Annotated in this window: 20 protein-coding genes and 1 pseudogene; 15 read left to right on the top strand and 6 right to left on the bottom strand. The window is 58.0% G+C overall.

What is annotated here, in order from left to right; all coding sequences use genetic code 11:
- Position 1: 1 nt before the first annotated feature.
- Both thrB and thrC read left to right on the top strand, forming a co-directional pair.
- Positions 2–931, top strand: coding sequence for a homoserine kinase (gene thrB, locus EGK14_RS18235; protein ID WP_125290509.1), 930 nt, complete (start codon positions 2–4; stop codon positions 929–931).
- Between the two features lie 3 nt (positions 932–934).
- Positions 935–2,221, top strand: coding sequence for a threonine synthase (gene thrC / locus EGK14_RS18240; RefSeq protein WP_125290510.1), 1,287 nt, complete (start codon positions 935–937; stop codon positions 2,219–2,221).
- A gap of 293 nt (positions 2,222–2,514) precedes the next feature.
- Here the strand turns inward: thrC and EGK14_RS18245 are convergent, their stop codons facing one another.
- From EGK14_RS18245 to yaaA, 3 genes are all read right to left on the bottom strand, one after another.
- Positions 2,515–4,194 carry a hypothetical protein gene (locus tag EGK14_RS18245; protein WP_125290511.1) on the bottom strand — a complete coding sequence of 560 codons (1,680 nt, stop codon included), beginning with the start codon at positions 4,192–4,194 and terminating at the stop codon, positions 2,515–2,517.
- Positions 4,191–5,186 (bottom strand): type III secretion system chaperone, encoded by a 996-nt coding sequence (locus EGK14_RS18250; protein WP_125290512.1) that lies wholly within the window; start codon positions 5,184–5,186, stop codon positions 4,191–4,193. Before EGK14_RS18250 ends, EGK14_RS18245 begins: the two co-directional genes overlap by 4 nt.
- 117 nt (positions 5,187–5,303) lie before the next feature.
- Positions 5,304–6,080, bottom strand: coding sequence for a peroxide stress protein YaaA (gene yaaA / locus EGK14_RS18255; RefSeq protein WP_125290513.1), 777 nt, complete (start codon positions 6,078–6,080; stop codon positions 5,304–5,306).
- A gap of 239 nt (positions 6,081–6,319) precedes the next feature.
- On the opposite strand from yaaA, the gene tal reads away from it, so the two are divergent.
- The 3 genes from tal (at position 6,320) to EGK14_RS18270 (ending at position 9,399) form a co-directional block, all read left to right on the top strand.
- Positions 6,320–7,273 (top strand): transaldolase, encoded by a 954-nt coding sequence (gene tal / locus EGK14_RS18260; protein WP_125290514.1) that lies wholly within the window; start codon positions 6,320–6,322, stop codon positions 7,271–7,273.
- Positions 7,274–7,395: 122 nt separating this feature from the next.
- Positions 7,396–7,983 (top strand): molybdopterin adenylyltransferase, encoded by a 588-nt coding sequence (gene mog, locus EGK14_RS18265; protein ID WP_125290515.1) that lies wholly within the window; start codon positions 7,396–7,398, stop codon positions 7,981–7,983.
- Positions 7,984–8,097: 114 nt separating this feature from the next.
- Positions 8,098–9,399: an MFS transporter gene (locus EGK14_RS18270; RefSeq protein WP_125290549.1), complete on the top strand. Its 1,302-nt coding sequence runs from the start codon at positions 8,098–8,100 to the stop codon at positions 9,397–9,399.
- Positions 9,400–9,451: 52 nt separating this feature from the next.
- Here EGK14_RS18270 and EGK14_RS21640 read toward each other — a convergent pair.
- A pseudogene (locus EGK14_RS21640) lies at positions 9,452–9,669 on the bottom strand (acetate uptake transporter); the annotation flags it as partial.
- 256 nt (positions 9,670–9,925) lie between these two features.
- On the opposite strand from EGK14_RS21640, the gene dnaK reads away from it, so the two are divergent.
- Both dnaK and dnaJ read left to right on the top strand, forming a co-directional pair.
- The gene (gene dnaK, locus EGK14_RS18280; RefSeq protein WP_125290516.1) at positions 9,926–11,839 is read left to right on the top strand and encodes a molecular chaperone DnaK; all 1,914 of its coding nucleotides are present in this window, start codon (positions 9,926–9,928) and stop codon (positions 11,837–11,839) included.
- 105 nt (positions 11,840–11,944) lie between these two features.
- Positions 11,945–13,084, top strand: coding sequence for a molecular chaperone DnaJ (gene dnaJ, locus EGK14_RS18285; RefSeq protein WP_125290517.1), 1,140 nt, complete (start codon positions 11,945–11,947; stop codon positions 13,082–13,084).
- Between the two features lie 55 nt (positions 13,085–13,139).
- On the opposite strand, the gene EGK14_RS18290 is transcribed toward dnaJ, so the two are convergent.
- Positions 13,140–13,310, bottom strand: coding sequence for an Rpn family recombination-promoting nuclease/putative transposase (locus tag EGK14_RS18290; protein WP_158616069.1), 171 nt, complete (start codon positions 13,308–13,310; stop codon positions 13,140–13,142).
- A gap of 173 nt (positions 13,311–13,483) precedes the next feature.
- Here EGK14_RS18290 and nhaA point away from each other — a divergent pair, with 173 nt between their 5' ends.
- The gene (gene nhaA, locus EGK14_RS18295) at positions 13,484–14,644 is read left to right on the top strand and encodes a Na+/H+ antiporter NhaA (RefSeq protein ID WP_125290519.1); all 1,161 of its coding nucleotides are present in this window, start codon (positions 13,484–13,486) and stop codon (positions 14,642–14,644) included.
- Positions 14,645–14,824: 180 nt separating this feature from the next.
- Here nhaA and rpsT read toward each other — a convergent pair whose 3' ends face one another.
- On the bottom strand, positions 14,825–15,088 hold the full coding sequence (gene rpsT, locus EGK14_RS18300) for a 30S ribosomal protein S20 (RefSeq protein ID WP_125290520.1): 264 nt from the start codon (positions 15,086–15,088) through the stop codon (positions 14,825–14,827).
- Between the two features lie 306 nt (positions 15,089–15,394).
- Here rpsT and ribF point away from each other — a divergent pair, with 306 nt between their 5' ends.
- From ribF to EGK14_RS18335, 7 genes are all read left to right on the top strand, one after another.
- Complete coding sequence (gene ribF, locus EGK14_RS18305) at positions 15,395–16,333, top strand: bifunctional riboflavin kinase/FAD synthetase (protein ID WP_125290521.1); 939 nt, start codon at positions 15,395–15,397, stop codon at positions 16,331–16,333.
- Positions 16,334–16,363: 30 nt separating this feature from the next.
- On the top strand, positions 16,364–19,171 hold the full coding sequence (gene ileS / locus EGK14_RS18310; protein ID WP_125290522.1) for an isoleucine--tRNA ligase: 2,808 nt from the start codon (positions 16,364–16,366) through the stop codon (positions 19,169–19,171).
- Positions 19,171–19,677, top strand: coding sequence for a signal peptidase II (gene lspA, locus EGK14_RS18315; RefSeq protein WP_125290523.1), 507 nt, complete (start codon positions 19,171–19,173; stop codon positions 19,675–19,677). The genes ileS and lspA overlap by 1 nt, the downstream gene beginning before the upstream one ends.
- Complete coding sequence (gene fkpB, locus EGK14_RS18320; RefSeq protein ID WP_125290524.1) at positions 19,670–20,140, top strand: FKBP-type peptidyl-prolyl cis-trans isomerase; 471 nt, start codon at positions 19,670–19,672, stop codon at positions 20,138–20,140. The genes lspA and fkpB overlap by 8 nt, the downstream gene beginning before the upstream one ends.
- Positions 20,121–21,074 (top strand): 4-hydroxy-3-methylbut-2-enyl diphosphate reductase, encoded by a 954-nt coding sequence (gene ispH, locus EGK14_RS18325; RefSeq protein WP_125290525.1) that lies wholly within the window; start codon positions 20,121–20,123, stop codon positions 21,072–21,074. The genes fkpB and ispH overlap by 20 nt, the downstream gene beginning before the upstream one ends.
- Positions 21,075–21,288: 214 nt before the next feature.
- Positions 21,289–21,474: a YegP family protein gene (locus tag EGK14_RS18330; protein ID WP_125290526.1), complete on the top strand. Its 186-nt coding sequence runs from the start codon at positions 21,289–21,291 to the stop codon at positions 21,472–21,474.
- Between the two features lie 80 nt (positions 21,475–21,554).
- Complete coding sequence (locus EGK14_RS18335; RefSeq protein ID WP_125290527.1) at positions 21,555–23,693, top strand: lysine decarboxylase LdcC; 2,139 nt, start codon at positions 21,555–21,557, stop codon at positions 23,691–23,693.
- Positions 23,694–23,701 lie beyond the last annotated feature (8 nt).

Genomic DNA, 23,701 nt, shown 5'->3' on the forward strand with positions numbered 1-23,701 from the left:
CATGGTTAAGATCTATGCGCCAGCCTCAATCGGCAACGTCAGCGTCGGCTTCGACGTGCTGGGCGCGGCGGTTTCGCCCGTCGACGGAACGCTGCTGGGCGACTGCGTAACGGTGGAGGCGGCCAGCGAGTTCAGCCTGCGCAACGAGGGACACTTTGTCAGCAAGCTGCCTGCCGATCCGCAGGAAAATATCGTCTGGCAGTGCTGGGATCGCTTTTGCGAGGCGATCGGCAAACGCGTACCGGTAGCAATGACGCTGGAAAAAAATATGCCGATCGGCTCCGGTCTGGGATCGAGCGCCTGCTCGGTGGTGGCCGGGCTGATGGCGATGAACGAACACTGCGGCAAGCCGCTCGACGACAACCAGCTGCTGACGCTGATGGGCGAGCTGGAAGGCCGGGTTTCCGGCAGCGTTCACTTTGATAACGTGGCGCCCTGTTTCCTGGGCGGCCTGCAGCTGATGCTGGAAGAGAACGGCGTGATTAGCCAGCCGGTACCGTGCTTTGACGACTGGCTATGGGTAATGGCCTATCCCGGCATCAAGGTTTCCACCGCCGAGGCGCGCGCAATCCTGCCTGCGCAATATCGCAAAGAAGATATCATCAAACACGGCCGCTATCTGGGCGGTTTTCTTCACGCCTGCCACACTCAGCAGCCGGAACTGGCGGCGAAGCTGATGCGCGACGTGATCGCCGAACCCTACCGCACTAAACTGTTACCGGGCTTCGCCAATGCCCGCCAGGCCGCCCAGGATATCGGCGCGCTGGCCTGCGGCATTTCCGGCTCCGGGCCGACGCTGTTCGCCGTCTGTAATCAGGCCGACACGGCGCAGCGCATGGCAGACTGGCTTCGCCAGCACTACCTGCAAAACGAGGATGGCTTCGTCCATATTTGCCGCTTAGACACGGCTGGCGCACGTAAACTGGGATAACGCATGAAACTTTATAATCTGAAAGATCACAACGAGCAGGTCAGCTTTTCACAGGCGGTTAAACAGGGCCTGGGCAGCCAGCAGGGGCTCTTTTTCCCGCTGGAACTGCCGGAGTTTGAGCTGACCGATATCGACGCCATGCTGGAGATGGATTTCGTCAGCCGCAGCAGCAAAATTCTCTCTGCTTTCATCGGCGACGAAATCGACGCGCATCATCTGCACGAGCGGGTGAAAAACGCGTTTGCTTTCCCCGCGCCGGTAGCGAAAGTCACCGATGATATTTCTGCGCTGGAGCTGTTTCACGGCCCGACGCTGGCTTTTAAAGACTTCGGCGGCCGCTTTATGGCGCAGATGCTCTCTTACGTCAGCGGTGCGGACGAGAAGATCACCATCCTGACCGCCACTTCTGGCGATACCGGTGCGGCCGTAGCCCATGCGTTTTACGGCATGGACAACGTGCGCGTGGTGATCCTCTATCCGCAGGGCAAAATTAGCCCGCTGCAGGAGAAGCTGTTCTGTACGCTGGGCGGCAATATCCAGACGATTGCTATCGACGGCGATTTCGACACCTGCCAGTCGCTGGTCAAGCAGGCCTTCGATGACGAGCTGCTGAAGAAGGCCATCGGCCTGAACTCGGCGAACTCGATCAATATCAGCCGCCTGCTGGCGCAGATTTGCTACTACTTTGAAGCGGTGGCGCAGCTGCCGCAGGAAAAACGTAATCAGCTGGTGGTGTCGGTGCCGAGCGGCAACTTTGGCGATCTGACGGCGGGCCTGCTGGCGAAGTCGCTGGGCCTGCCGGTGAAGCGTTTTATTGCCGCCACCAACGCCAACGATACCGTGCCGCGCTTCCTGAAAGGCGGTGAATGGCTGCCTGCCGCTACCGTTTCCACGTTGTCCAATGCCATGGACGTCAGCCAGCCGAACAACTGGCCGCGCGTTGAGGAGCTGTTCCGCCGGAAAACCTGGCGTCTGACCGACCTGGGCTTCGGCGCGGTAGATGATGAAACCACCCGCGCCACCATGCGCGAGCTGGCGGATCTGGGCTATATCTCCGAGCCGCACGCCGCTATCGCTTATCGACTGCTGCGCGATCAGCTACAGGAAGGCGAGTTCGGCCTGTTCCTGGGCACGGCGCATCCGGCCAAGTTCAAGGAGAGCGTGGAAGAAATCCTGGGCCAGACGCTGCCGCTGCCGCAGGAGCTGGCGGATCGCGCCGGGCTGCCGCTGCTGTCGCACAAGATGGCCGCCGATTTCGCCGAGCTGCGCGACTTCCTGCTCTACAAATAACGCCTCAGGCCCTTATTCATAAGGGCCTGAGATTGTTGACGCACTCATCCTCTGTCATCAAGTCGCATTCGGGCCGGTGGAAAGCAGCGGAGGCAGATCGGAGCACGGACACGCCATGAATACGTATGCAGGCTCGTTTCGCGCGTCCATGCGCGAAAACGGTCCGCTTATTCGCTCAGCCTCTGCCGCTGTGAAGCGGTTGTGTTGCTATAAAAAATGACAGTATAGAGTCGCGGGCTTTTAAGTTTGTCATCAAACATTGGCCCTTATCCGTAAGGGTCTTTTCCTGCCTGCTATGCCGTCCCGCTGGTGGAGGGCTCTCCTGAGTTTCCGGGTGATTGTGGTGACCCTGAAGGCTGAATAACGGCCGTTTGCTGCCCGGAAGGCGGCGCGGCTATCGCCTGCTGGCTACGGCTATCCGCTGCCGGATTCGGCTGCCCGGCGGCGGTGATATTAACCGGCCCGCTGGCGGCGGCTGCTACGGCGGCGCGCACTTTACTGTGCGCCTGATAGATCTGGTTCACCATCTTGTAGGTCAGGCCAAACGCGGCTGCGGTGCCGCCGTTGTTCAGCAGGCTGGAGAGCAGCGGCGACAGCGAGCCTTTGGTCGCCGCATTCAGCACCTGCTGCGCGGCCAGGGTGCTGCTGTTGGCGAAGTTATTCCAGCTCAGACGGGCAATCGAGTGATCCAGCAGGCGGCCATAATCCTTCATCGGCAGGGAAGGGGAGAACTTTTGCGAGTCGCCCGCGCGTTTGGCGTCATAATGCTTGCCCAGAAAGGCATCGCCCGTCTCAATCACGGTATTGCAGGCGGCACGGATGCCGGAAACCAGCGCCGCCATCGTGTGCAGCTCTTTCCCGCTGAGCCGCTGCCCGGCCGCATCGCGAATTTCAGGGCCGGAAACGGTATAGCCCTGCGGCAGCGCTTTCTGGATAAGACCGTCCTGCAACATGCCCATCGCCAGCGTATTCAGCGTGTACCAGGCGCCGTTGGTGCGCATATCGCCATCGCTGACGCCATGGCCTGGTTTGCCGTCGCGCGAGGCCACCATGCTGCCGGTCGCCTGCAAAGATTCGCGCGAGGCCGCGTAAAGCACGTTGCGCAGCTGGGTGCTGAGCACGCGGGTGGTTAAGCCAGGGTTATTGGTCAGCACGCCGGCCACCGACATGCCTATATTTATCAGTTCGGCGGCGACCTGCTGTCCGGTTACGCGCTGCGAGTCCTGCTGGTGTTTGTCCGTCATGCTTTGCCATTCCTGCGGCTTATCGCGCTGGATCACGTCTGCCTGGCCCGGACTCAGGCCAAACTGACCGCGCACGGCGACGGCATTGTTTTGCGGATCGCGGGCCAGACGCGGCTCCCTGATATGGTGATGCGCGGCGATGTTTGCCAGCGACACCGCGACCTGAAGCCCCACGGCGGCGGTCGGATGCTTCTCTGCCAGATGCGGCAGCATCATGTTATAGGCCTCGATAAAGGCCTCTTCGCGCATTAGCGTCGGCAACCCACAGGTGACCATCTGCTGTAGCGCATGGCCGCCCAGCGCGCCCCAGGCTTTGTTTTGCAGCGGCGCAGAGGCGAATTTCCCCAGGGTGACGGCGGAATGTTTGGTTTCGTTCCAGCCTGCTTTGCCGGCGATCCTGGCGCCTTTCCAGCTTTGATTACCGACATACTTCGTGCCCTGCCAGCCCGCTTTGCCCGCTACCGTCATTTTGTCGGCGGCGTAGCTGCCGCCGGTCTTTAAGTTGCCCCATGCCGCGTTGCCGACGGTTTGCAGGCCGCCTGAAGTAGTCTGTAACCCTTTTCTGGCACCCTCCGCCAGGCCGGAAAAAAACTGGCCTGCCGCGCGGCTGGCCCTGGCCGCGCGCGCCGGTGCCGCAGCGGGCAGCGGGCCGCTTTCAATATCGCCTCTGCTGTTCTGCACGGCCATTTGCTGTAGGACAGGCGCGCGCTGGATTGGATCAGTCATCATTCACCTCTTTGTGCATCGCTGCTGAAAGCCATGGTCAGGGTCATCAGATTTGCCAGCCATTCGGCTAAATCAATGCCGCCCAGCCCCAGAGAATCCCAGCGGCAGAGCAGGCTGACCTCTTCCTGATAAAGCCCCAGCGAGCAGTGCGTCAGCAGCTGTAGATCCCTGTTGGCGGCCAGCAGCCGGCGGGCGTCATCCGTCTTCAGTTCAAGCGGCGTGGAAAGGAAAAGATGTCGGCCGTCGCCGTCGGCGGTAATGGCTATCTCACGCTCGGGAAAGCGTAGCGAGCACAGGCAGCCGTGCAGATGGTATTGCGTTGCGGGCAGTGCTAACGCGGCGACAGCCTGTTGCACCAGCGGGTAGTGCCACCGGGCGGCCAGCGCCTGTTCCGCCAGCGAGTCGATTTTTAACGCCGTCTGCTGCTGCCAGTTAGCCACCCAGCCGGGCAGCGCTGGCGCTTTGTCTGCGTGCTGCGTTGCTTCGGGCTGGCCGAGAGACAGCAGTAAATCGATCAGGCTGGCGGCAAGGGCGTCGATATCGTTAAGGACGGCCGCCAGCGCCAGTGCATCGTCAACGGCATCAAAAGCCAGGCGTCTGGTCAGCAGCGTCGTGCCCTGTTCATCCAGCGAAAGGCTGATGCCGTTCATCGCCATCGCCACGCCGTTAGCGCGCAGCAACAGCTGCTGCCAGGTTTCAGAGTGGATTGCCTGAGGGGGGCGCAAATAGCCGACGGCGAGCCATAGCGGTACGGGATCTTCGCTTTGGCAAATCATAACCACATGCAGCGCGTCCAGGCGGAGCAGACCGGTTTCGGCAAATTGCTGCTGCGCCCGTTCGTCTACGCCAAACTGCGCTGCCGCCGCCTGCAGCCAGGCGTGCGAGCCAACGGGCAGCGAATTTTGCAGCGCGGGCGCGGCGGCGTTTACGATAGGGGGGTGAGCGGCGTGCCAGGCTCTGTCAGTGACGGTTTTAAGAAGCGCTTGCCGATCCATAATTACCTCAAGGCTGATGCAGATAAGCCTTGAGTAGAGCGAGCGGCTGCGCGGTTCGGTACCATAACAAAACGCTATGGCTGGATCTGAAAAGGCGGCCCGCCCGCGAAAGCGGGATCAGGCGATGTCGTGACGTTTAAATACCAGCTCGCGCTCGCTGCTTTCATCAGCCACGAAAAAGTAGCCGTCAACGTCGAACGCCTTCAGCTGTTCCGGCTGTGTCAGGCGGTGCTCGATAATATAACGGCTCATCAGGCCACGGGCCTTTTTGGCGTAAAAGCTGATGACCTTAAACTTGCCGTTTTTCTCGTCGAGAAAGACCGGCTTGACGATGCGGCCTTGCAGCTTCGCTGGCTTCACCGTTTTAAAATACTCGTCGGAAGCCAGGTTGATCAGCACCTCGTCGCCCTGTTCCGTCAGCGCCGCGTTCAGCGCTTCGGTCAGCCTGTCGCCCCAAAAGGCATAAAGATCTTTACCGGCAGGATTGGTCAGCTTAGTGCCCATCTCCAGACGGTAAGGCTGCATCAGATCCAGCGGCCGCAGCAGGCCGTAAAGCCCGGAAAGCATGCGCAGATGCTGCTGGGCAAAGGTGAAGTCGTCTTCGCTGAAGGTCTCTGCCTGAAGTCCGGCGTAAACGTCGCCCTTAAAAGCCAGAATGGCCTGGCGCGCGTTATCCGGCGTAAAAGGCGTTTGCCAGGCCTGAAAACGACCGGCGTTTAAATCGGCCAGCTTATCGCTGATGCTCATCAGTGAGCCGATCTGCGCGGGCGTCAGTTCGCGCGCCACGTCAATCAGCTTTTTGGCATCATCCAGCAGCGCGGGCTGCGTAAAGCGGGCGGTCGCCAGCGGGCTTGCGAAATCCAGCGTCTTGGCCGGAGAGATCACCATCAACATGACAGAATCCTTATGTAATACGCCGTCTGAGGGCAAAAAAAAGCGCAGGCAGTGTAGCAAAAAAGCGTCGTGGAACGACAAATCACTGCTATCGGCCCGGACAAATTAGCTGAATAAAGGGTGCGATTTAGCACTCAGTGGCCTGGCCGCAAGCTTACCTTGCATGGGCGGTCTCGCGTGATATTATCCGTGGCAGACAGTTTCAAGAACCCGATAACTCTTCTGAGAGAATGACAACCATGACGGACAAACTGACTTCCCTGCGCCAGCTCACCACCGTTGTTGCCGATACCGGCGACATCGCAGCGATGAAGCTGTATCAACCGCAAGACGCTACCACCAACCCTTCACTGATCCTGAATGCCTCACAGATCCCGGAATACCGCAGGCTGATCGATGAAGCCGTAACGTGGGCGCGCGAGCAGACCAGCAACAAAGAAGAGCAGATCCAGTACGCGGCAGATATGCTGAACGTCAAAATTGGTCTGGAGATCCTGAAGCTGGTACCGGGTCGTATCTCTACGGAAGTCGATGCGCGTCTCTCTTATGACACCGAAGGCAGCATCAACAAAGCGCGCGCGCTGATCAAGCTCTATAACGATGCCGGTATCAGCAACGACCGCATCCTGATCAAGCTGGCCTCCACCTGGCAGGGCATTCGTGCCGCCGAGCAGCTGGAAAAAGAAGGCATCAACTGTAACCTGACGCTGCTGTTCTCCTTCGCTCAGGCCCGCGCCTGCGCCGAGGCGGGCGTCTACCTGATCTCTCCTTTCGTTGGCCGTATTCTGGACTGGTACAAAGCCAATACCGACAAGAAAGAGTACGCGCCGCATGAAGATCCGGGCGTGGTTTCCGTGTCTGAAATCTACCAGTATTACAAGCAGCACGGTTACGAAACCGTGGTCATGGGCGCAAGCTTCCGCAACGTAGGCGAGATCGTTGAGCTGGCCGGCTGCGACCGTCTGACCATCTCCCCGGCGCTGCTGAAAGAGCTGGCGGAAAGCGAAGGCACGCTGGAGCGTAAACTCTCCTATACCGGCGAAGTCAAAGCGCGTCCGGCTAAAATGACCGAAGCCGAGTTCCTGTGGGAGCACAACCAGGATCCAATGGCGGTTGATAAGCTGGCGCAGGGCATTCGCAACTTCGCGCTTGACCAGGCCAAGCTGGATAAGATGCTCGCCGAACTGCTGTAACTCCCTCACGCGGTCGGTTCTCCGGCCGCGTTCTGTACATCAAGCGTGGCAATGTTTATCCTTCCCCTGTTTCCCCTTATAAAACCGCGCCCTCCCGCGGCCGGCCTCACAGTGACGACACAATGAATACTTTACGCATAGGATTGATCTCCGTTTCCGATCGCGCGGCTAACGGCATCTATCAGGACGAAGGCCTACCGGCGCTGGAAGCCTGGCTTTCTACGGCGCTGGCGACGCCTTTTACCGTCGAGAAACGGCTGGTGCCTGACGAACAGCCGATGATTGAGCACGCCATTTGCGAGCTGGTGGACGAGCTGTTTTGCCACCTGGTGTTGACTACCGGCGGAACCGGGCCGGCCAGACGCGACGTGACGCCGGACGCTACGCTGGCTATTGCGGATCGCGAAATGCCGGGCTTTGGCGAACAAATGCGTCAGATCAGCCTGAATTTTGTGCCGACCGCTATTCTGTCGCGCCAGGTTGGTGTGATCCGCAAGCAGTCGTTGGTTATCAATCTGCCGGGGCAGCCAAAATCGATAAAAGAGACGCTGGAAGGCTTAAAGGACGCGGACGGCAAAGCGAAAGTGCACGGCATTTTCGCCAGCGTACCTTATTGTATCCAGCTGCTGGACGGGCCTTATGTGGAAACGCATGAGGCGGTAGTAGCAGCATTTCGTCCTAAAAGCGCCAGGCGCGAAACAAACAGCTAAAAATTTCCGGATTCAGGCATAAAATTCAGCGCTGCTGGTGTAGCGGAAAATGAACGGTATAGTCATGCAGGCTTTACACGCTCTTGTTCCCTTACTTCTGGCTGCGCGATGATTATGCACAAAAACAGCACTCGACGATTGAACCGGCAGGATTACAAAACCCTCTCTCTGGCCGCCCTGGGCGGCGCGCTGGAGTTCTATGATTTTATTATCTTCGTTTTTTTCGCAGCGGTAATAGGCGAACGCTTCTTTCCGGCCGATATCCCCGACTGGCTACGCCAGATGCAGACCTTCGGCATCTTTGCGGCAGGCTATCTGGCGCGGCCGCTTGGCGGCATTATCATGGCGCATTTCGGTGACAGCAGAGGAAGAAAGAAAATGTTCAGCCTGAGCATTTTGCTGATGGCCCTGCCGACGCTGGCGATGGGGCTGCTGCCTGACTATGCGTCGCTGGGCGTGGCGGCGCCCGTACTGCTGCTACTGTTGCGCCTGTTACAGGGCGCGGCCATCGGCGGGGAGGTGCCCGGCGCCTGGGTTTTTGTGGCGGAGCACGTGCCGGAAAAACGGATCGGTTTCGCCTGCGGCACGCTGACCGCCGGACTGACGGCGGGTATTTTATTGGGATCGCTGGTGGCCACGCTAATCGCCACCTCGCTGTCGGCCCAAAGTATTGCGGCATTCGGCTGGCGCATCCCTTTTTTTCTGGGCGGGATTTTTGGCCTGATCGCGCTTTATCTGCGCCGCTGGCTGCATGAAACGCCGGTGTTTACGGAAATGCAGGCACGCAAGGCTTTGGCGCAGGAGCTACCGCTAAAAACCATCGTCAGGGCGCATCGTCGGGGCATAATCGTTTCCATGCTGCTTACCTGGCTGCTTTCCGCCTGTATCGTGGTGGTCATTTTGATGGCGCCCGCGCTGCTGCAAAAAACCTATGGGCTACCGGCCGCGCAAACTTTACAGGCCAACAGTCTGGCGACCGTTATGCTGCTTTTCGGCTGCGTTGTGGCGGGCGCGGCGGCAGATCGTTTCGGCGCGGGTAAAACGTTGATGGTCGGCAGCCTGCTGCTGGCGGGCGGCAGCGCCTGCTTTTTTAACGTGGCTGCGGCTGCGCCGCAGTATCTTTATGCCGCCTATGCGCTGGCTGGCCTGTGCGTAGGCGTAGTAGGCATCACGCCTTTTATCATGGTTAAAGCGTTTCCGGCGGACGTGCGTTTCACCGGCATTTCGTTTTCCTATAACGTCGCCTACGCCATTTTTGGTGGGCTGACGCCCCTTTGCGTCACTTTTATCATGAAGCTGACGCCAATGGCACCGCTCTGGTATGTGCTGAGCCTGGCAGCGATGGGCTTTCTGTTGGGCGGCTGGCTGCTGCATAGCGACAAACGGCCGTTATTAAATCAGATCAGCGCTCGCTAAAAGACAACCCCCGTGATTATCCGCACGGGGTTTTTTATGCCCGCTTTACCTTGCCGATCGCCAGCAGGGCGAACAGCAGCGTCAGGCTGGCAAAGACAAACTGCAATGTGAGACTGGTTTTCAGCGCGCCGAAGAACATAAACAAGGTGACAACGCCCCACGGCGCTGGCCAGACGCCAGAAACGCGTCCGTCGGCGCAGTCCGTCCTGGCGACGGCAGCAGCAGAATGCCGGCCAGGCTTAGCCAGAAGCAGCCATGCGCGGACAGGGCGACCGATCGCTGCTTTCCTGTAAAGCGCGCGGCATCATAAAGAGCCACCGGCGGCGCGACATCGATCTGCCATAAGGATAAAAACGAAATTTTTTTTAACTCGCCCCTTGATGCCGGGCGCTCAGGCCCCATCTTATTTGGCATCCAGGGTTATGTAGCGAAAAAAAGCGTGAAGCCGGGAGTTGAAACGGCCAAAACCGCCCGCATTAAGTGTGCATAACCTGATTTGAAATGAATTTAAGTGGGAGACGTTTAGATGGGCAAGATTATTGGTATTGACTTAGGTACAACAAACTCTTGTGTCGCGATCATGGATGGCGGCAAAGCGCGTGTACTGGAGAATGCGGAAGGCGATCGCACTACGCCATCCATCATCGCTTATACCCAGGATGGTGAAACGCTGGTTGGTCAGCCTGCTAAACGCCAGGCCGTGACTAACCCACAGAATACTCTGTTTGCGATCAAGCGCCTGATTGGCCGTCGCTTCCAGGACGAAGAAGTGCAGCGTGATATTAAAATCATGCCTTACCAGATCGTTGGCGCCGATAACGGCGACGCATGGCTGGACGTAAAAGGCCAGAAAATGGCACCGCCGCAGGTCTCTGCTGAAGTGCTGAAAAAAATGAAGAAAACGGCGGAAGATTACCTGGGCGAGCCGGTAACCGAAGCGGTTATCACCGTACCAGCCTACTTTAACGATGCGCAGCGTCAGGCGACCAAAGATGCCGGCCGTATCGCAGGTCTGGACGTAAAACGTATCATTAACGAACCAACCGCAGCCGCGCTGGCTTACGGTATGGACAAAGGCCAGGGCAACCGTACCATCGCGGTATATGACCTGGGCGGCGGTACGTTCGATATCTCTATCATCGAAATCGATGAAGTTGACGGCGAAAAAACGTTCGAAGTGCTGGCGACCAACGGTGACACCCACCTGGGCGGCGAAGACTTCGACAGCCGTATGATCAACTATCTGGTAGCGGAATTTAAGAAAGATCAGGGTATCGATCTGCACAACGATCCGCTGGCGATGCAGCGTCTGAAAGAAGCGGCAGAAAAAGCGAAAATCGAGCTTTCTTCCGCACAGCAGACCGACGTTAACCTGCCGTACATCACTGCGGATGCAACAGGCCCTAAACACCTGAACATCAAAGTGACCCGTGCGAAGCTGGAATCGCTGGTAGAAGATCTGGTGAGCCGCTCCATCGAGCCGCTGAAAGTGGCTCTGCAGGATGCCGGCCTGTCTGTTTCCGACATTAACGACGTTATCCTCGTCGGCGGTCAGACTCGTATGCCAATGGTGCAGGCGAAAGTGGCCGAGTTCTTCGGCAAAGAGCCGCGTAAAGACGTGAACCCGGACGAAGCGGTAGCGGTAGGCGCAGCGGTGCAGGGCGGCGTTCTGGCAGGCGACGTGAAAGACGTGCTGCTGCTGGACGTTACTCCTCTGTCCCTGGGTATCGAAACCATGGGCGGCGTAATGACCGCGCTGATTGCCAAGAACACCACTATTCCGACCAAGCACAGCCAGGTGTTCTCAACGGCGGAAGACAACCAGTCTGCGGTAACCATTCACGTGGTGCAGGGTGAGCGTAAGCGCGCGGCGGACAACAAATCGCTGGGCCAGTTTAACCTGGACGGCATTCAGGCAGCGCCACGCGGTATGCCGCAGATCGAAGTGACTTTCGATATCGACGCCGACGGTATTCTGCATGTCTCTGCGAAAGACAAAAACAGCGGTAAAGAGCAGAAGATCACCATCAAGGCTTCTTCTGGTCTGAACGACGATGAAATCGAAAAAATGGTGCGCGATGCCGAGGCTAACGCCGAAGCAGACCGTAAGTTTGAAGAACTGGTACAGGTTCGCAACCAGGCCGATCATCTGTCGCACAGCACTCGTAAGCAGCTGGACGAAGCGGGCGACAAACTGCCTGCGGACGACAAAGCGCCAATCGAAGCCGCGCTGACCGAGCTGAACACTGCGCTGAAAGGCGAAGACAAAGCGGAAATCGAAGCGAAAATGCAGGCGCTGATGGAAGTCTCCAGCAAGCTGATGGAGTTCGCTCAGCAGCAGCAGGCCGCTGGCGGCGCAGCTGATGCAGCCGACGCTTCCGCGAAGAAAGACGACGACGTGGTCGACGCCGAGTTCGAAGAAGTTAAAGACAAAAAATAATCGCCCTTGAGCGGGCACGGCGGGCCGCAAGGCCCCCAGTGAAACCTACGGGCGTCGGAGTATTCTCCACGCCCGTTCACGCATATTTAGGGCAGGATCACCATAATGGCGAAGCAAGACTATTACGAGATTTTGGGCGTTTCGCGATCGGCGGACGAGCGCGAAATCAAAAAGGCCTATAAACGCCTGGCGATGAAGCATCACCCCGATCGCAATCCGGGCGACAAAGAATCAGAAGCAAAATTTAAAGAAGTCAAAGAAGCCTATGAAATTCTGACCGACGCGCAGAAGCGCGCGGCTTATGACCAGTACGGTCACGCAGCCTTTGAACAGGGCGGCATGGGCGGCGGCGGCGGCGGTTTTGGCGGCGGCGGCGCAGACTTCAGCGATATCTTTGGCGACGTGTTCGGCGATATCTTCGGCGGAGGACGCCGTCAGCAGCGTGCTGCGCGCGGCGCCGATTTGCGCTATAACATGGAGCTGACGCTTGAAGAAGCCGTCCGCGGCGTGTCCAAAGAGATCCGCATCCCTACGCTGGAAGAGTGCGACGTCTGCCACGGCAGCGGCGCCAAAGCGGGCACGCAGCCGCAAACCTGTCCGACCTGTCACGGTCAGGGTCAGGTCCAGATGCGTCAGGGCTTTTTCACCGTGCAGCAGGCGTGTCCAACCTGTCACGGTCGCGGTTCCGTTATCAAAGATCCCTGCAACGCCTGTCATGGACATGGCCGCGTAGAGCGCTCTAAAACGCTGTCGGTAAAAATCCCGGCAGGCGTGGATACCGGCGACCGCATCCGTCTTTCAGGCGAAGGCGAAGCGGGCGAGCACGGCGCACCAGCGGGCGATCTTTACGTTCAGGTGCAGGTGCGCAAGCATCCTATCTTTGAACGTGAAGAGAATAACCTGTACTGCGAAGTACCGATCAACTTTGCCATGGCGGCGCTGGGTGGCGAAATCGAAGTGCCGACGCTGGACGGGCGCGTTAAGCTGAAAGTGCCTGCGGAAACGCAGACCGGCAAGCTGTTTCGTATGCGCGGTAAAGGCGTTAAATCCGTACGCGGCGGCGCGCAGGGCGACCTGCTGTGCCGCGTGGTAGTGGAAACGCCGGTCAGCCTGAGTGAGAAGCAGAAAAGCCTGCTGCGCGAGCTGGAAGAGAGCTTCGGCGGCGTGGGCGGCGAGAAGAACAGTCCGCGTTCGAAAAGCTTTTTCGACGGCGTGAAGAAGTTCTTTGACGATCTGACCCGCTAGCCTTTATCGCGTGCAGAACTGAACGGGCGGCCTGAACCGCCCGTTTTTTATTGGTTCAACGGTGCAAAGGGTTCAGCGCCGGGCCGCGCGTTGTGGCGTGCTTCAGCCGCCGCTCCAGCATCGCCATCCGGCGGTGTTTCATGGTATCCGCATCAGCCATCGCGACGGGGTCGATCAACGGAAAGCTCCGGGTATAGAGCCGCCAGGCCAGTTCCGGCTCGGCCACTATGTCATGCCCGTTTTATCCGATTAAGGGCGTTAGCAGCGCGATGCTGCGCGCCTCGTAAATAATTCCTCCGGCGGCCTTTTTGCCCGATCAACCTCCGTAAGCCGTTTTTCCTGTCGTCAAAAACGCGTATGCTGTCAGGCCGCACGATTTGTTTATCAGGAAAGATTGCAATGAAATCCGCGATTAAGCGATTACTAAATAATGAAGCAACCGGCGGCGTGGTATTAATTATCGCTGCCGCTATTGCCATGTACCTGGCCAATTCGGCCGGTACCCAACAAGCCTACCAGTCTCTTCTTGCCATGCCGGTGGAATTCCGTTTTGGCGCGCTGGATATCAGCAAAAACCTGCTGTTGTGGATCAACGATGCGTTAATGGCGCTGTTCTTTTTGATGATTGGGCTGGAAGTCAAACACGAGCTGGTTTCCGGTTCGCTGGCCACGCGTGAACGCGCCATGTTCCCGCTGATTGCGGCTATTGGCGGCATGATTGCGCCCGGCGCGGTTTTTGCCCTGCTCAATCATAACGATCCGCTGGCCGTTCACGGCTGGGCTATTCCCACCGCTACGGATATCGCTTTTGCTTTGGGTATTCTGGCGCTGCTGGGCAGCCGCGTGCCGCCAGCGTTGAAAATGTTTCTGATGGCGCTGGCGGTGATTGATGACCTGGGCGCCATCCTGATTATCGCCTTCTTTTACACGCAGGAGCTGTCGCTGGCTTCGCTTGGCGTAGCCGCCGGAGCTATCGTGGTGCTGGCGTTACTGAACCGGCTGGGCGTGCGTAATATCGCTATTTATATGCTGGTTGGCATGGTGCTGTGGGTAGCGGTGCTGAAGTCGGGCGTGCACGCCACGCTGGCCGGCGTGATTGTCGGCTTCTTTGTGCCGCTGGAGAAACAGAACGGTCATTCTCCGGCTATTCACCTGGCTCACGGGCTGGCTCCCTGGGTCAGCTGGCTGATCCTGCCGCTGTTTGCCTTCGCCAATGCCGGCGTTTCGCTGAGCGGCGTCTCGCTGGACGGTTTGTTCTCCGCCGTGCCGCTGGGCATCATTTTAGGATTGTTTATCGGTAAACCGTTGGGCATCACGCTGATCTGCTGGCTGGCCGTCAGGCTGCGCATCGCGGCACTGCCGGAAAACACGCGCATGCAGGATATTTGCGCCATTGGCGTACTGTGCGGGATTGGCTTTACCATGTCGATATTTATCGCCTCGCTGGCTTTCGATGCACAGCATGAGGAGATGGTGACGCTGGCGAAGCTGGGGATCCTTACCGGCTCGATTGTCTCTGCGCTGGTAGGCTATACGCTGCTGCGTATCAAGCTGCGCTGAATGACGACGGCAGGCTCACCGCTTGCCGTTGTCTCTTGCGGCTAAGGCAGGGCGTACAGGAGGCGGCTAACTCAAACCAGAGCTAAATAGCGGACATAAAAAAGCCCGGAGCCAGACGCCGGGCATAAAAAAACCTGCCTGGGCAGGTTTCTTTATCAAAGCTGATTAACAGACGGGCGATTAAGCCAGTTTGTTGATCTGAGCAGTCAGGTTTGCTTTATGACGTGCCGCTTTGTTTTTGTGGATCAGGCCTTTAGCTGCCTGACGGTCCACAATAGGCTGCATTTCATTAAATGCAGTCTGCGCAGCTGCTTTATCGCCAGTAGCGATAGCCGCGTATACCTTCTTGATAAAAGTACGCAACATTGAACGACGGCTAGCGTTGTGCTTACGACGCTTCTCAGACGTTACGGCGCGTTTCTTAGCTGATTTGATATTAGCCAAGGTCCAACTCCCAAATAGTTCTATGAGGACAATTCAAAGGCCGAGGAATATGCCTCTTTAGCCCGTGGTTGTCAATGGATTTGTGCAAATAAGCGCCGCTGAAACAACGACACCTGGTTACGTTTCGATGGCGCAAGATTCTACCAGCTTCATGGCCATGAATACAGCTTATTCACAAGAAAAATGGTATCGCCCGTCAGCCGCGACAGAAAAAGCCCGCATTAACGCGGTAAAGGCGCATTCGCGGGTTAACCTTCCTGGTGGTAGTTGGTATAATCCGCCGATTTCCACGAACCTGAGCCAGCCATGAAGTTTATCCGCGGCATACATAACCTCCGGGAGCAGCATCGCGGCTGCGTTCTCACCATTGGCAATTTCGATGGCGTACATCGCGGCCATCAGGCGCTGCTGTCCCGGCTGCGCGAAGAAGGGCGTAAACGTAATTTACCGGTGGTGGTGATGCTGTTCGAGCCGCAACCGCTGGAGCTGTTTGCGGCCGATAAAGCGCCTGCGCGGCTGACGCGACTGCGCGAAAAACTTCGCTACCTGGACGAGGCGGGCGTGGACGCGGTGCTTTGCCTGCGTTTCGACCGGCGTTTTGCCGCGCTGTCGGCGCACAGTTTTGTCGCCGATCTGCTGGTCGATAAGCTGGGCGTACGGTTGCTGGCGGTCGGCGACGATTTCCGCTTTGGCGCTGGTCGCGAAGGGGATTTCCTGTTATTACAGAAAGCGGGCGCCGACTACGGTTTTGACGTTATCAGCACCCAGACTTTTTGCGACGACGGCAGGCGCATCAGCAGCACGGCGGTGCGCCAGGCGCTGGCGGAAGACAACCTGCCGCTGGCGGCCACGCTTCTGGGGCACCCTTTCAGCATCTCCGGCCGCGTAGTGCACGGCGACGCGCTGGGCCGTACCATCGGCTTTCCCACCGCTAACCTGCCGTTAAGACGCTATGTTTCGCCGGTAAAAGGCGTGTATGCCGTCGAGGTCCGCGGCCTGGGCGACAGGGCACTGCCCGGCGTCGCCAATATCGGCACGCGCCCCACGGTAGCGGGCATACGCCAGCAGCTGGAAGTGCATCTGCTGGACGTTGCAATTGACCTGTACGGGCGCCATATAGAAGTGGTGCTGTGCGAAAAAATACGAAACGAGCAGCGTTTTTCCTCGCTTGACGCGCTCAAAGAGCAAATTGCTAAAGACGTGGTGGCGGCCCGAACTTTTTTTGGGCTGAGCGCACCGGTTTAAACAGAAGCGGAATACGGAATCGAGAATCTGATGAGTGACTATAAATCTACCCTGAATTTGCCGGAAACGGGGTTCCCGATGCGTGGCGATCTGGCCAAACGCGAACCGGGAATGCTGCAACGTTGGTATGCTGACAACCTGTACGGCATCATCCGCGAAGCCAAAAAAGGGAAAAAAACCTTTATCCTGCATGACGGCCCTCCCTACGCGAACGGCAGCATTCATATTGGTCACTCCGTCAACAAGATTCTGAAAGACATTATCGTTAAGTCCAAAGGCCTGGCGGGCTTCGATTCGCCTTACGTGCCGGGCTGGGACTGCCACGGTCTGCCTATCGAACACAAGGTCGAGCAGATGATCGGCAAGCCGGGCGAAAAGGTCACGGCGGCTGAATTCCGCGAGGCGTGCCGTAACTATGCGGCAGAGCAGGTTGAAGGCCAGAAAAAAGACTTTATCCGCCTTGGCGTGTTGGGCGACTGGGATCGTCCTTATCTGACGATGAATTTCCAGACCGAAGCCAATATCATCCGTGCGCTGGGCAAAATCATCGGCAACGGCCACCTGCATAAAGGCGCCAAGCCGGTGCACTGGTGCCTGGACTGCCGATCCGCGCTGGCGGAAGCGGAAGTGGAGTACTACGACAAAACTTCTCCTTCTATCGACGTGATGTTTAACGCGGTGGACGCCGACGCCGTGCGCGCTAAATTCGGTGCTGACAGCGCGGAAGGCCCGATCTCGCTGGTGATCTGGACCACCACGCCGTGGACTATGCCGGCTAACCGCGCTATCTCTCTGCATCCGGAATTTGACTACCAGCTGGTACAGATCGAAGGCCACGCGCTGATCCTGGCGAAAGACCTGGTGGAAAGCGTGATGAAACGTGCCGGCGTCAGCGACTGGCAGGTGCTGGGCGAAGCCAAAGGCGCGGCGCTGGAGCTGCAGCCTTTCCGTCATCCTTTCCTCGACATCACTTCTCCGGTGGTGCTGGGCGAGCACGTAACGCTGGAAGCGGGTACCGGTGCGGTGCACACGGCGCCAGGCCACGGCCCGGACGACTACGTTATCGGCCAGAAATACGGCATCGAAGCGGCCAACCCGGTCGGCCCGGATGGACGCTACCTGCCGGGCACATACCCAACGCTGGATGGCGTAAATGTTTTTAAAGCCAACGATATGATCGTTGAGCTGCTGCGTGAAAAAGGCGCGCTGCTGCACGTTGAAAAACTGCTGCACAGCTATCCGCACTGCTGGCGTCACAAAACGCCCATCATTTTCCGCGCCACGCCGCAGTGGTTTATCAGCATGGATCAGAAAGGCCTGCGCGAACAGTCGCTGAAAGAGATCAAAGGCGTGCAGTGGATCCCGGACTGGGGCCAGGCGCGGATCGAGTCTATGGTCGCCAACCGTCCTGACTGGTGTATTTCACGCCAGCGCACCTGGGGCGTGCCGATGGCGCTGTTCGTGCATAAAGAGACCGAGCAGCTGCATCCGGACACGCTGGCGCTGATGGAAAAAGTGGCGCAGCGCGTCGAGCAGGACGGCATCCAGGCCTGGTGGGATCTGGACGCGAAGGAGCTGATGGGCGACGACGCGGAAAACTACGTCAAGGTGCCGGATACGCTGGACGTATGGTTCGATTCCGGCTCTACCAGCTACTCGGTGGTGGATGCGCGTCCGGAATTTGAAGGCCACGCGCCGGATATGTATCTGGAAGGCTCGGATCAGCATCGCGGCTGGTTTATGTCCTCGCTGATGATTTCCACGGCGATGAAAGGCAAGGCGCCCTATCGCCAGGTGCTGACGCACGGTTTTACCGTGGACGGTCAGGGACGCAAGATGTCCAAGTCGATTGGCAACACCGTGTCGCCGCAGGACGTAATGAACAAGCTGGGCGGCGATATTCTGCGCCTGTGGGTCGCTTCTACCGACTACTCCGGCGAAATGGCAGTATCGGACGAAATCCTGAAGCGCTCTGCGGATGCCTATCGTCGTATCCGTAACACCGCGCGCTTCCTGCTGGCTAACCTGAACGGCTTTAACCCGGAAACGGATATGGTCAGCCCGGAAGAAATGGTGGTGCTGGATCGCTGGGCCGTAGGCCGTGCGAAAGCCGCGCAGGAGGCGATTGTCGCCTCTTACGACAGCTACGACTTCCACGAAGTGGTACAGCGCCTGATGCAGTTCTGCTCGATTGAGATGGGATCCTTCTACCTGGATATCATTAAAGACCGTCAGTACACCGCCAAAGCCGATGGCCTGGCGCGTCGCAGCTGCCAGACCGCGCTCTACTACATCGCGGAAGCGCTGGTGCGCTGGATGGCGCCGATCATGTCGTTTACTGCCGATGAAATCTGGAACGAGCTGCCGGGCAAACGCGAGAAATATGTCTTTACCGAAGAGTGGTACGACGGGCTGTTTGGTCTGGCGGAAAGCGAGTCGATGAACGATGGTTTCTGGGCGGAGCTGCTGAAAGTGCGCGGCGAAGTCAACAAGGTGATTGAGCAGGCGCGCGCCGACAAGCGCGTGGGCGGATCGCTGGAGGCAACCGTCACGCTGTATGCCGACGCCGACCTGGCGCAGAAGCTAACCAGCCTGGGTGATGAGCTGCGCTTCGTGCTGCTGACTTCCGGCACGCAGGTCGCGGATTACGCGCTGGCCACGTCCGAAGCTCAGCAAAGCGAGCTGGTAAAAGGCCTGAAGATCGCGCTGCATAAAGCGGAAGGCGAGAAGTGCCCGCGCTGCTGGCACTACGCGACCGATATCGATCGGGAAGCCGAAATCTGTGGCCGCTGCGTCACCAACGTCAGCGGCGCTGGCGAACAGCGTAAGTACGCGTGATGAGGCCTCTTCTTTCGACCGGACTGCGCTGGCTGTGGCTGGTGCTGGTGGTGATCGCCGTCGACTTCGGCAGCAAGCAGTGGATTATGAATACGCTGATGCTGCATGAGTCGATGACGGTAATGCCGTTCTTTAACTTTTTCTACGCGCACAACTACGGTGCGGCGTTCAGCTTCCTGGCGGATAAAGGCGGCTGGCAGCGTTGGTTCTTCGCCGCTATTGCGGTGGCGATTGCCGTCGCGCTGCTGGTGATGATGTACCGCACCGAAGCCAGCAAGAAGCTGAACAATATCGCTTACGCGCTGATTATTGGCGGCGCGTTGGGCAATCTGTTCGATCGCGCCTGGCACGGCTTTGTGGTCGATTTTATCGACTTCTACGTGGGCGACTGGCATTTTGCCACGTTTAATATCGCAGACTGCGGCATCTGTATCGGTGCCGCGCTGATCGTGCTGGAGGGCTTTTTAACGCCCGCCGGCAAAGCGAAAAGGGCAGGGCATGACTGATTCTGTACAGCATAACAGCGCGGTGCTGGTGCATTTCACTTTAAAACTCGCCGACGGCTCTACGGCGGAATCAACGCGGGATAACGGCAAGCCCGCGCTGTTCAGCCTGGGCGACGGCAGCCTTTCCGGCGAGCTGGAAGAGCAGCTGCTGGGCCTCGCGCCTGGCGACAAAAAAGCGTTTTCGCTGGGCCCGGATGCCGCTTTCGGCCAGGCCAGCCCGGATCTGATCCAGTATTTCTCGCGCCGTGACTTTACGGAAGCGGGCGAACCGGAAGTCGGTGCCATCATGCTGTTCAGCGGCATGGACGGCAACGAAATGCCGGGCGTGATCCGCGAAATCTCCGGAGATTCGATTACCGTGGACTTCAACCATCCGCTGGCCGGACAAACGATTCACTTTGAGGTAGAAGTGCTGGAAATCGATCCGGTACTGGAGGCGAACCATGCAAATCCTGCTGGCTAACCCACGCGGCTTTTGTGCCGGCGTCGATCGTGCCATCAGCATCGTCGAGCGCGCGCTGGAGATGTACGGCGCGCCTATCTACGTGCGGCATGAAGTGGTGCACAACCGTTACGTGGTTAACAGCCTGCGCGAGCGTGGCGCTATCTTCATTGAAGAAATCAGCGAAGTGCCGGACGACTCGATTTTGATCTTCTCCGCGCACGGCGTTTCTCAGGCGGTGCGGGCGGAAGCCAAAGCGCGCAATCTGACCATGCTGTTCGACGCGACCTGTCCGCTGGTGACCAAAGTGCATATGGAAGTGGCGCGCGCCAGCCGTAAGGGCACGGAAGCGATCCTGATTGGTCATGCCGGCCATCCGGAAGTGGAAGGCACCATGGGCCAGTACAGCAATCCGGCTGGCGGTATGTATCTGGTGGAGTCGCCAGCGGATGTTTACAGGCTTCAGGTCAAAAACGAAGATAACCTCTGCTTTATGACCCAGACCACGCTTTCCGTGGACGACACTTCCGAAGTGATCGACGCGCTGCGCGATCGCTTTCCGAAGATCGTCGGGCCGCGTAAAGATGATATCTGCTACGCTACCACCAACCGTCAGGAAGCGGTGCGCACGCTGGCGAAGGATGCGGACGTGGTACTGGTGGTCGGTTCACGCAACTCTTCCAACTCCAACCGTCTGGCCGAGCTGGCCCAGCGCGCGGGCAAACTGGCGCGGCTGATCGATTCGGCGGACGATATCCAGGAAGCCTGGATCAAAGACGTCGGCTGCGTGGGCGTTACGGCGGGCGCTTCCGCACCGGATATTCTGGTGCAGCAGGTTATCCAGCGTCTGCGCGAGCTGGGTGGCGAAGCGGCCATCGAGCTGATTGGCCGTGAAGAGAATATCGTGTTTGAAGTACCGAAAGAACTGCGTGTGGACGTTAAGCAGGTCGACTAACGCCTGACCGTTCGCTACAGCCCGAAGGGAAACATTAATACCGTTTTCGCTTCGGGCTTTTTTTATTCTGCCTCATTACGCCTCCTATTCAGTCTCTCCGTCTTTCTCTGCATAATAAAAAAGTTAAACAGATCAACTTTTCTAATGTTTTGGCTTGATCCCGCGAGCAAAGCTGTTTGTTATAGCGTCAGGAGCAGTAAAACAGGAGGGAAATATGGGTCACTACGAAGTAAGAAAATCAGACAAGCAGACGGATCAACCCTGGTATTTTGTGCTGGTTGCCAACAATCATGAAATTATCGCCACCAGCGAGATGTACGCCAGCAAACAGGGCGCGCTGAACGGCATTAAGTCCGTACGGGCCAATGCGCCTTCCGAAGAGGTGCGCGACAGGAGCTAAACCCGGCGGAGGCGATTTTTCTGCCCCCGCTGTTCAACTTCGCTATGCTTACCCCTTGCCGTTATTGTAAGGAGTCCGCATTGAATATTATCGCGATTATGGGACCGCACCACGCGTTCTATAAGGATGAACCCATCCGCGAACTGGATGGCGCGCTGGCCGCCCAGGGTTTTCAAACTATCTATCCCAAAGACGCCGGCGATCTGCTCAAGCTGATTGAACACAATCCGCGTATCTGCGGCGTAATTTTCGACTGGGATGAGCACGGCTTCGATCTGTGTAGCGAAATAAATCAGCTGAATGAGTATCTGCCGCTGTACGCATTTATTAATACGCACTCGACGATGGACGTCAGCGTTAATCAGATGCGCATGGCCATCTGGTTTTTTGAATATGGTCTGGGCGCGGCGGAAGATATCGGGCAGCGTATCCGCCAGTATACCGATGAATATATCGATACCATTACGCCGCCGCTGACGAAGGCTCTGTTCACCTATGTGAAAGAAGGGAAATATACGTTCTGTACGCCGGGTCATATGGCGGGCACGGCGTTTCAGAAAAGCCCGGTCGGCAGTTTGTTTTACGATTTCTTCGGCGGCAACGCGTTGAAAGCGGACGTGTCGATTTCGGTCACGGAGCTGGGCTCGCTGCTTGACCACACCGGCCCGCATCTGGAGGCGGAAGAGTATGTCGCCCGCACCTTCGGTGCCGAGCAAAGCTATATGGTCACCAACGGCACCTCGACCTCTAACAAAATCGTCGGCATGTACGCCGCGCCGTCGGGCAGCACGGTGCTGATCGATCGCAACTGCCATAAATCCTTAACGCACCTGCTGATGATGAGCGATATCGTACCCATCTGGCTAAAGCCAACGCGCAACGCGCTGGGCATTCTGGGCGGCATCCCTAAGCGGGAGTTCACCCGCGAGAGCATTGCGCAAAAGGTTGAGCAGACCGAGCGCGCCAGCTGGCCGGTACACGCGGTCATCACTAATTCCACCTATGACGGACTGCTCTACAGCACCCGCTACATCAAAGAGACGCTGGACGTGCCGTCGATCCATTTTGATTCCGCCTGGGTGCCGTACACCAATTTCCATCCTATCTACAGCGGGCTGAGCGGCATGAGCGGCGACCGCACGCCGGGTAAGATTATCTACGAAACCCAGTCCACCCATAAGCTGCTGGCCGCTTTTTCGCAGGCCTCGCTGATCCATATTAAAGGGGAGTACGACGAACAAACCTTTAATGAAGCCTATATGATGCACACCACCACCTCGCCGAACTATCCCATTGTGGCGTCGATAGAAACGGCGGCGGCGATGCTGCGCGGCAACCCGGGCAGGCGGCTGATTAATCGCTCCGTAGAGCGCGCGCTGCATTTCCGGCGGGAGGTTCAGCGGCTGCGCGAAGAGTCTGAAGGCTGGTTCTTTGATATCTGGCAACCGGAAGGCGTCGACGAGCCGCAGTGCTGGCCGATCCAGCCCGGCGAGGAAGACTGGCACGGCTTTAACGATGCCGACGCCGATCATATGTACCTCGATCCCATTAAGGTAACGATCCTGACGCCGGGCATGAGCGAGCAGGGCGTGATGGCGGATGAAGGGATCCCGGCGGCGCTGGTGGCGAAATACCTCGACGAGCGCGGCGTGGTGGTGGAAAAAACCGGGCCTTACAATTTGCTGTTCCTGTTCAGCATCGGCATTGATAAAACCAAGGCGATGAGCGTGCTGCGCGGCCTGACCGAGTTCAAGCGCGCTTACGATCTTAATCTGCGAGTCAGAAACATGCTGCCGGATCTTTATGCGCAGGCGCCGGAGTTTTATCGCAATATGCGCATTCAGACGCTGGCCCAGGGCATTCATAATCTGATCCGCGATCACGATTTGCCAAGGCTGATGCTTCAGGCCTTCGATAAGCTGCCGGAAATGAAGCTGACGCCGCACCAGATGTTCCAGCAGCAGGTGAAAGGCAATGTGGAAACGGTAGATCTCAGCAAACTAGTCGGACGAGTGTCGGCTAATATGATCCTGCCTTATCCGCCGGGCGTGCCGGTGGTGATGCCGGGCGAGATGATCACCGAAGAGAGCCGCGCGGTGCTCGATTTCCTGCTGATGCTCTGCACCATCGGCCGTCACTATCCCGGTTTCGAAACCGATATTCATGGTGCCACCCTGACCGACGAAGGGCAGTATCTGGTTCGCGTGCTGAAAGCGTAGTTCCGGAA

Source organism: Erwinia sp. 198 (assembly GCF_003937915.1).
Taxonomy (GTDB): Bacteria; Pseudomonadota; Gammaproteobacteria; order Enterobacterales; family Enterobacteriaceae; genus Erwinia; species Erwinia aeris.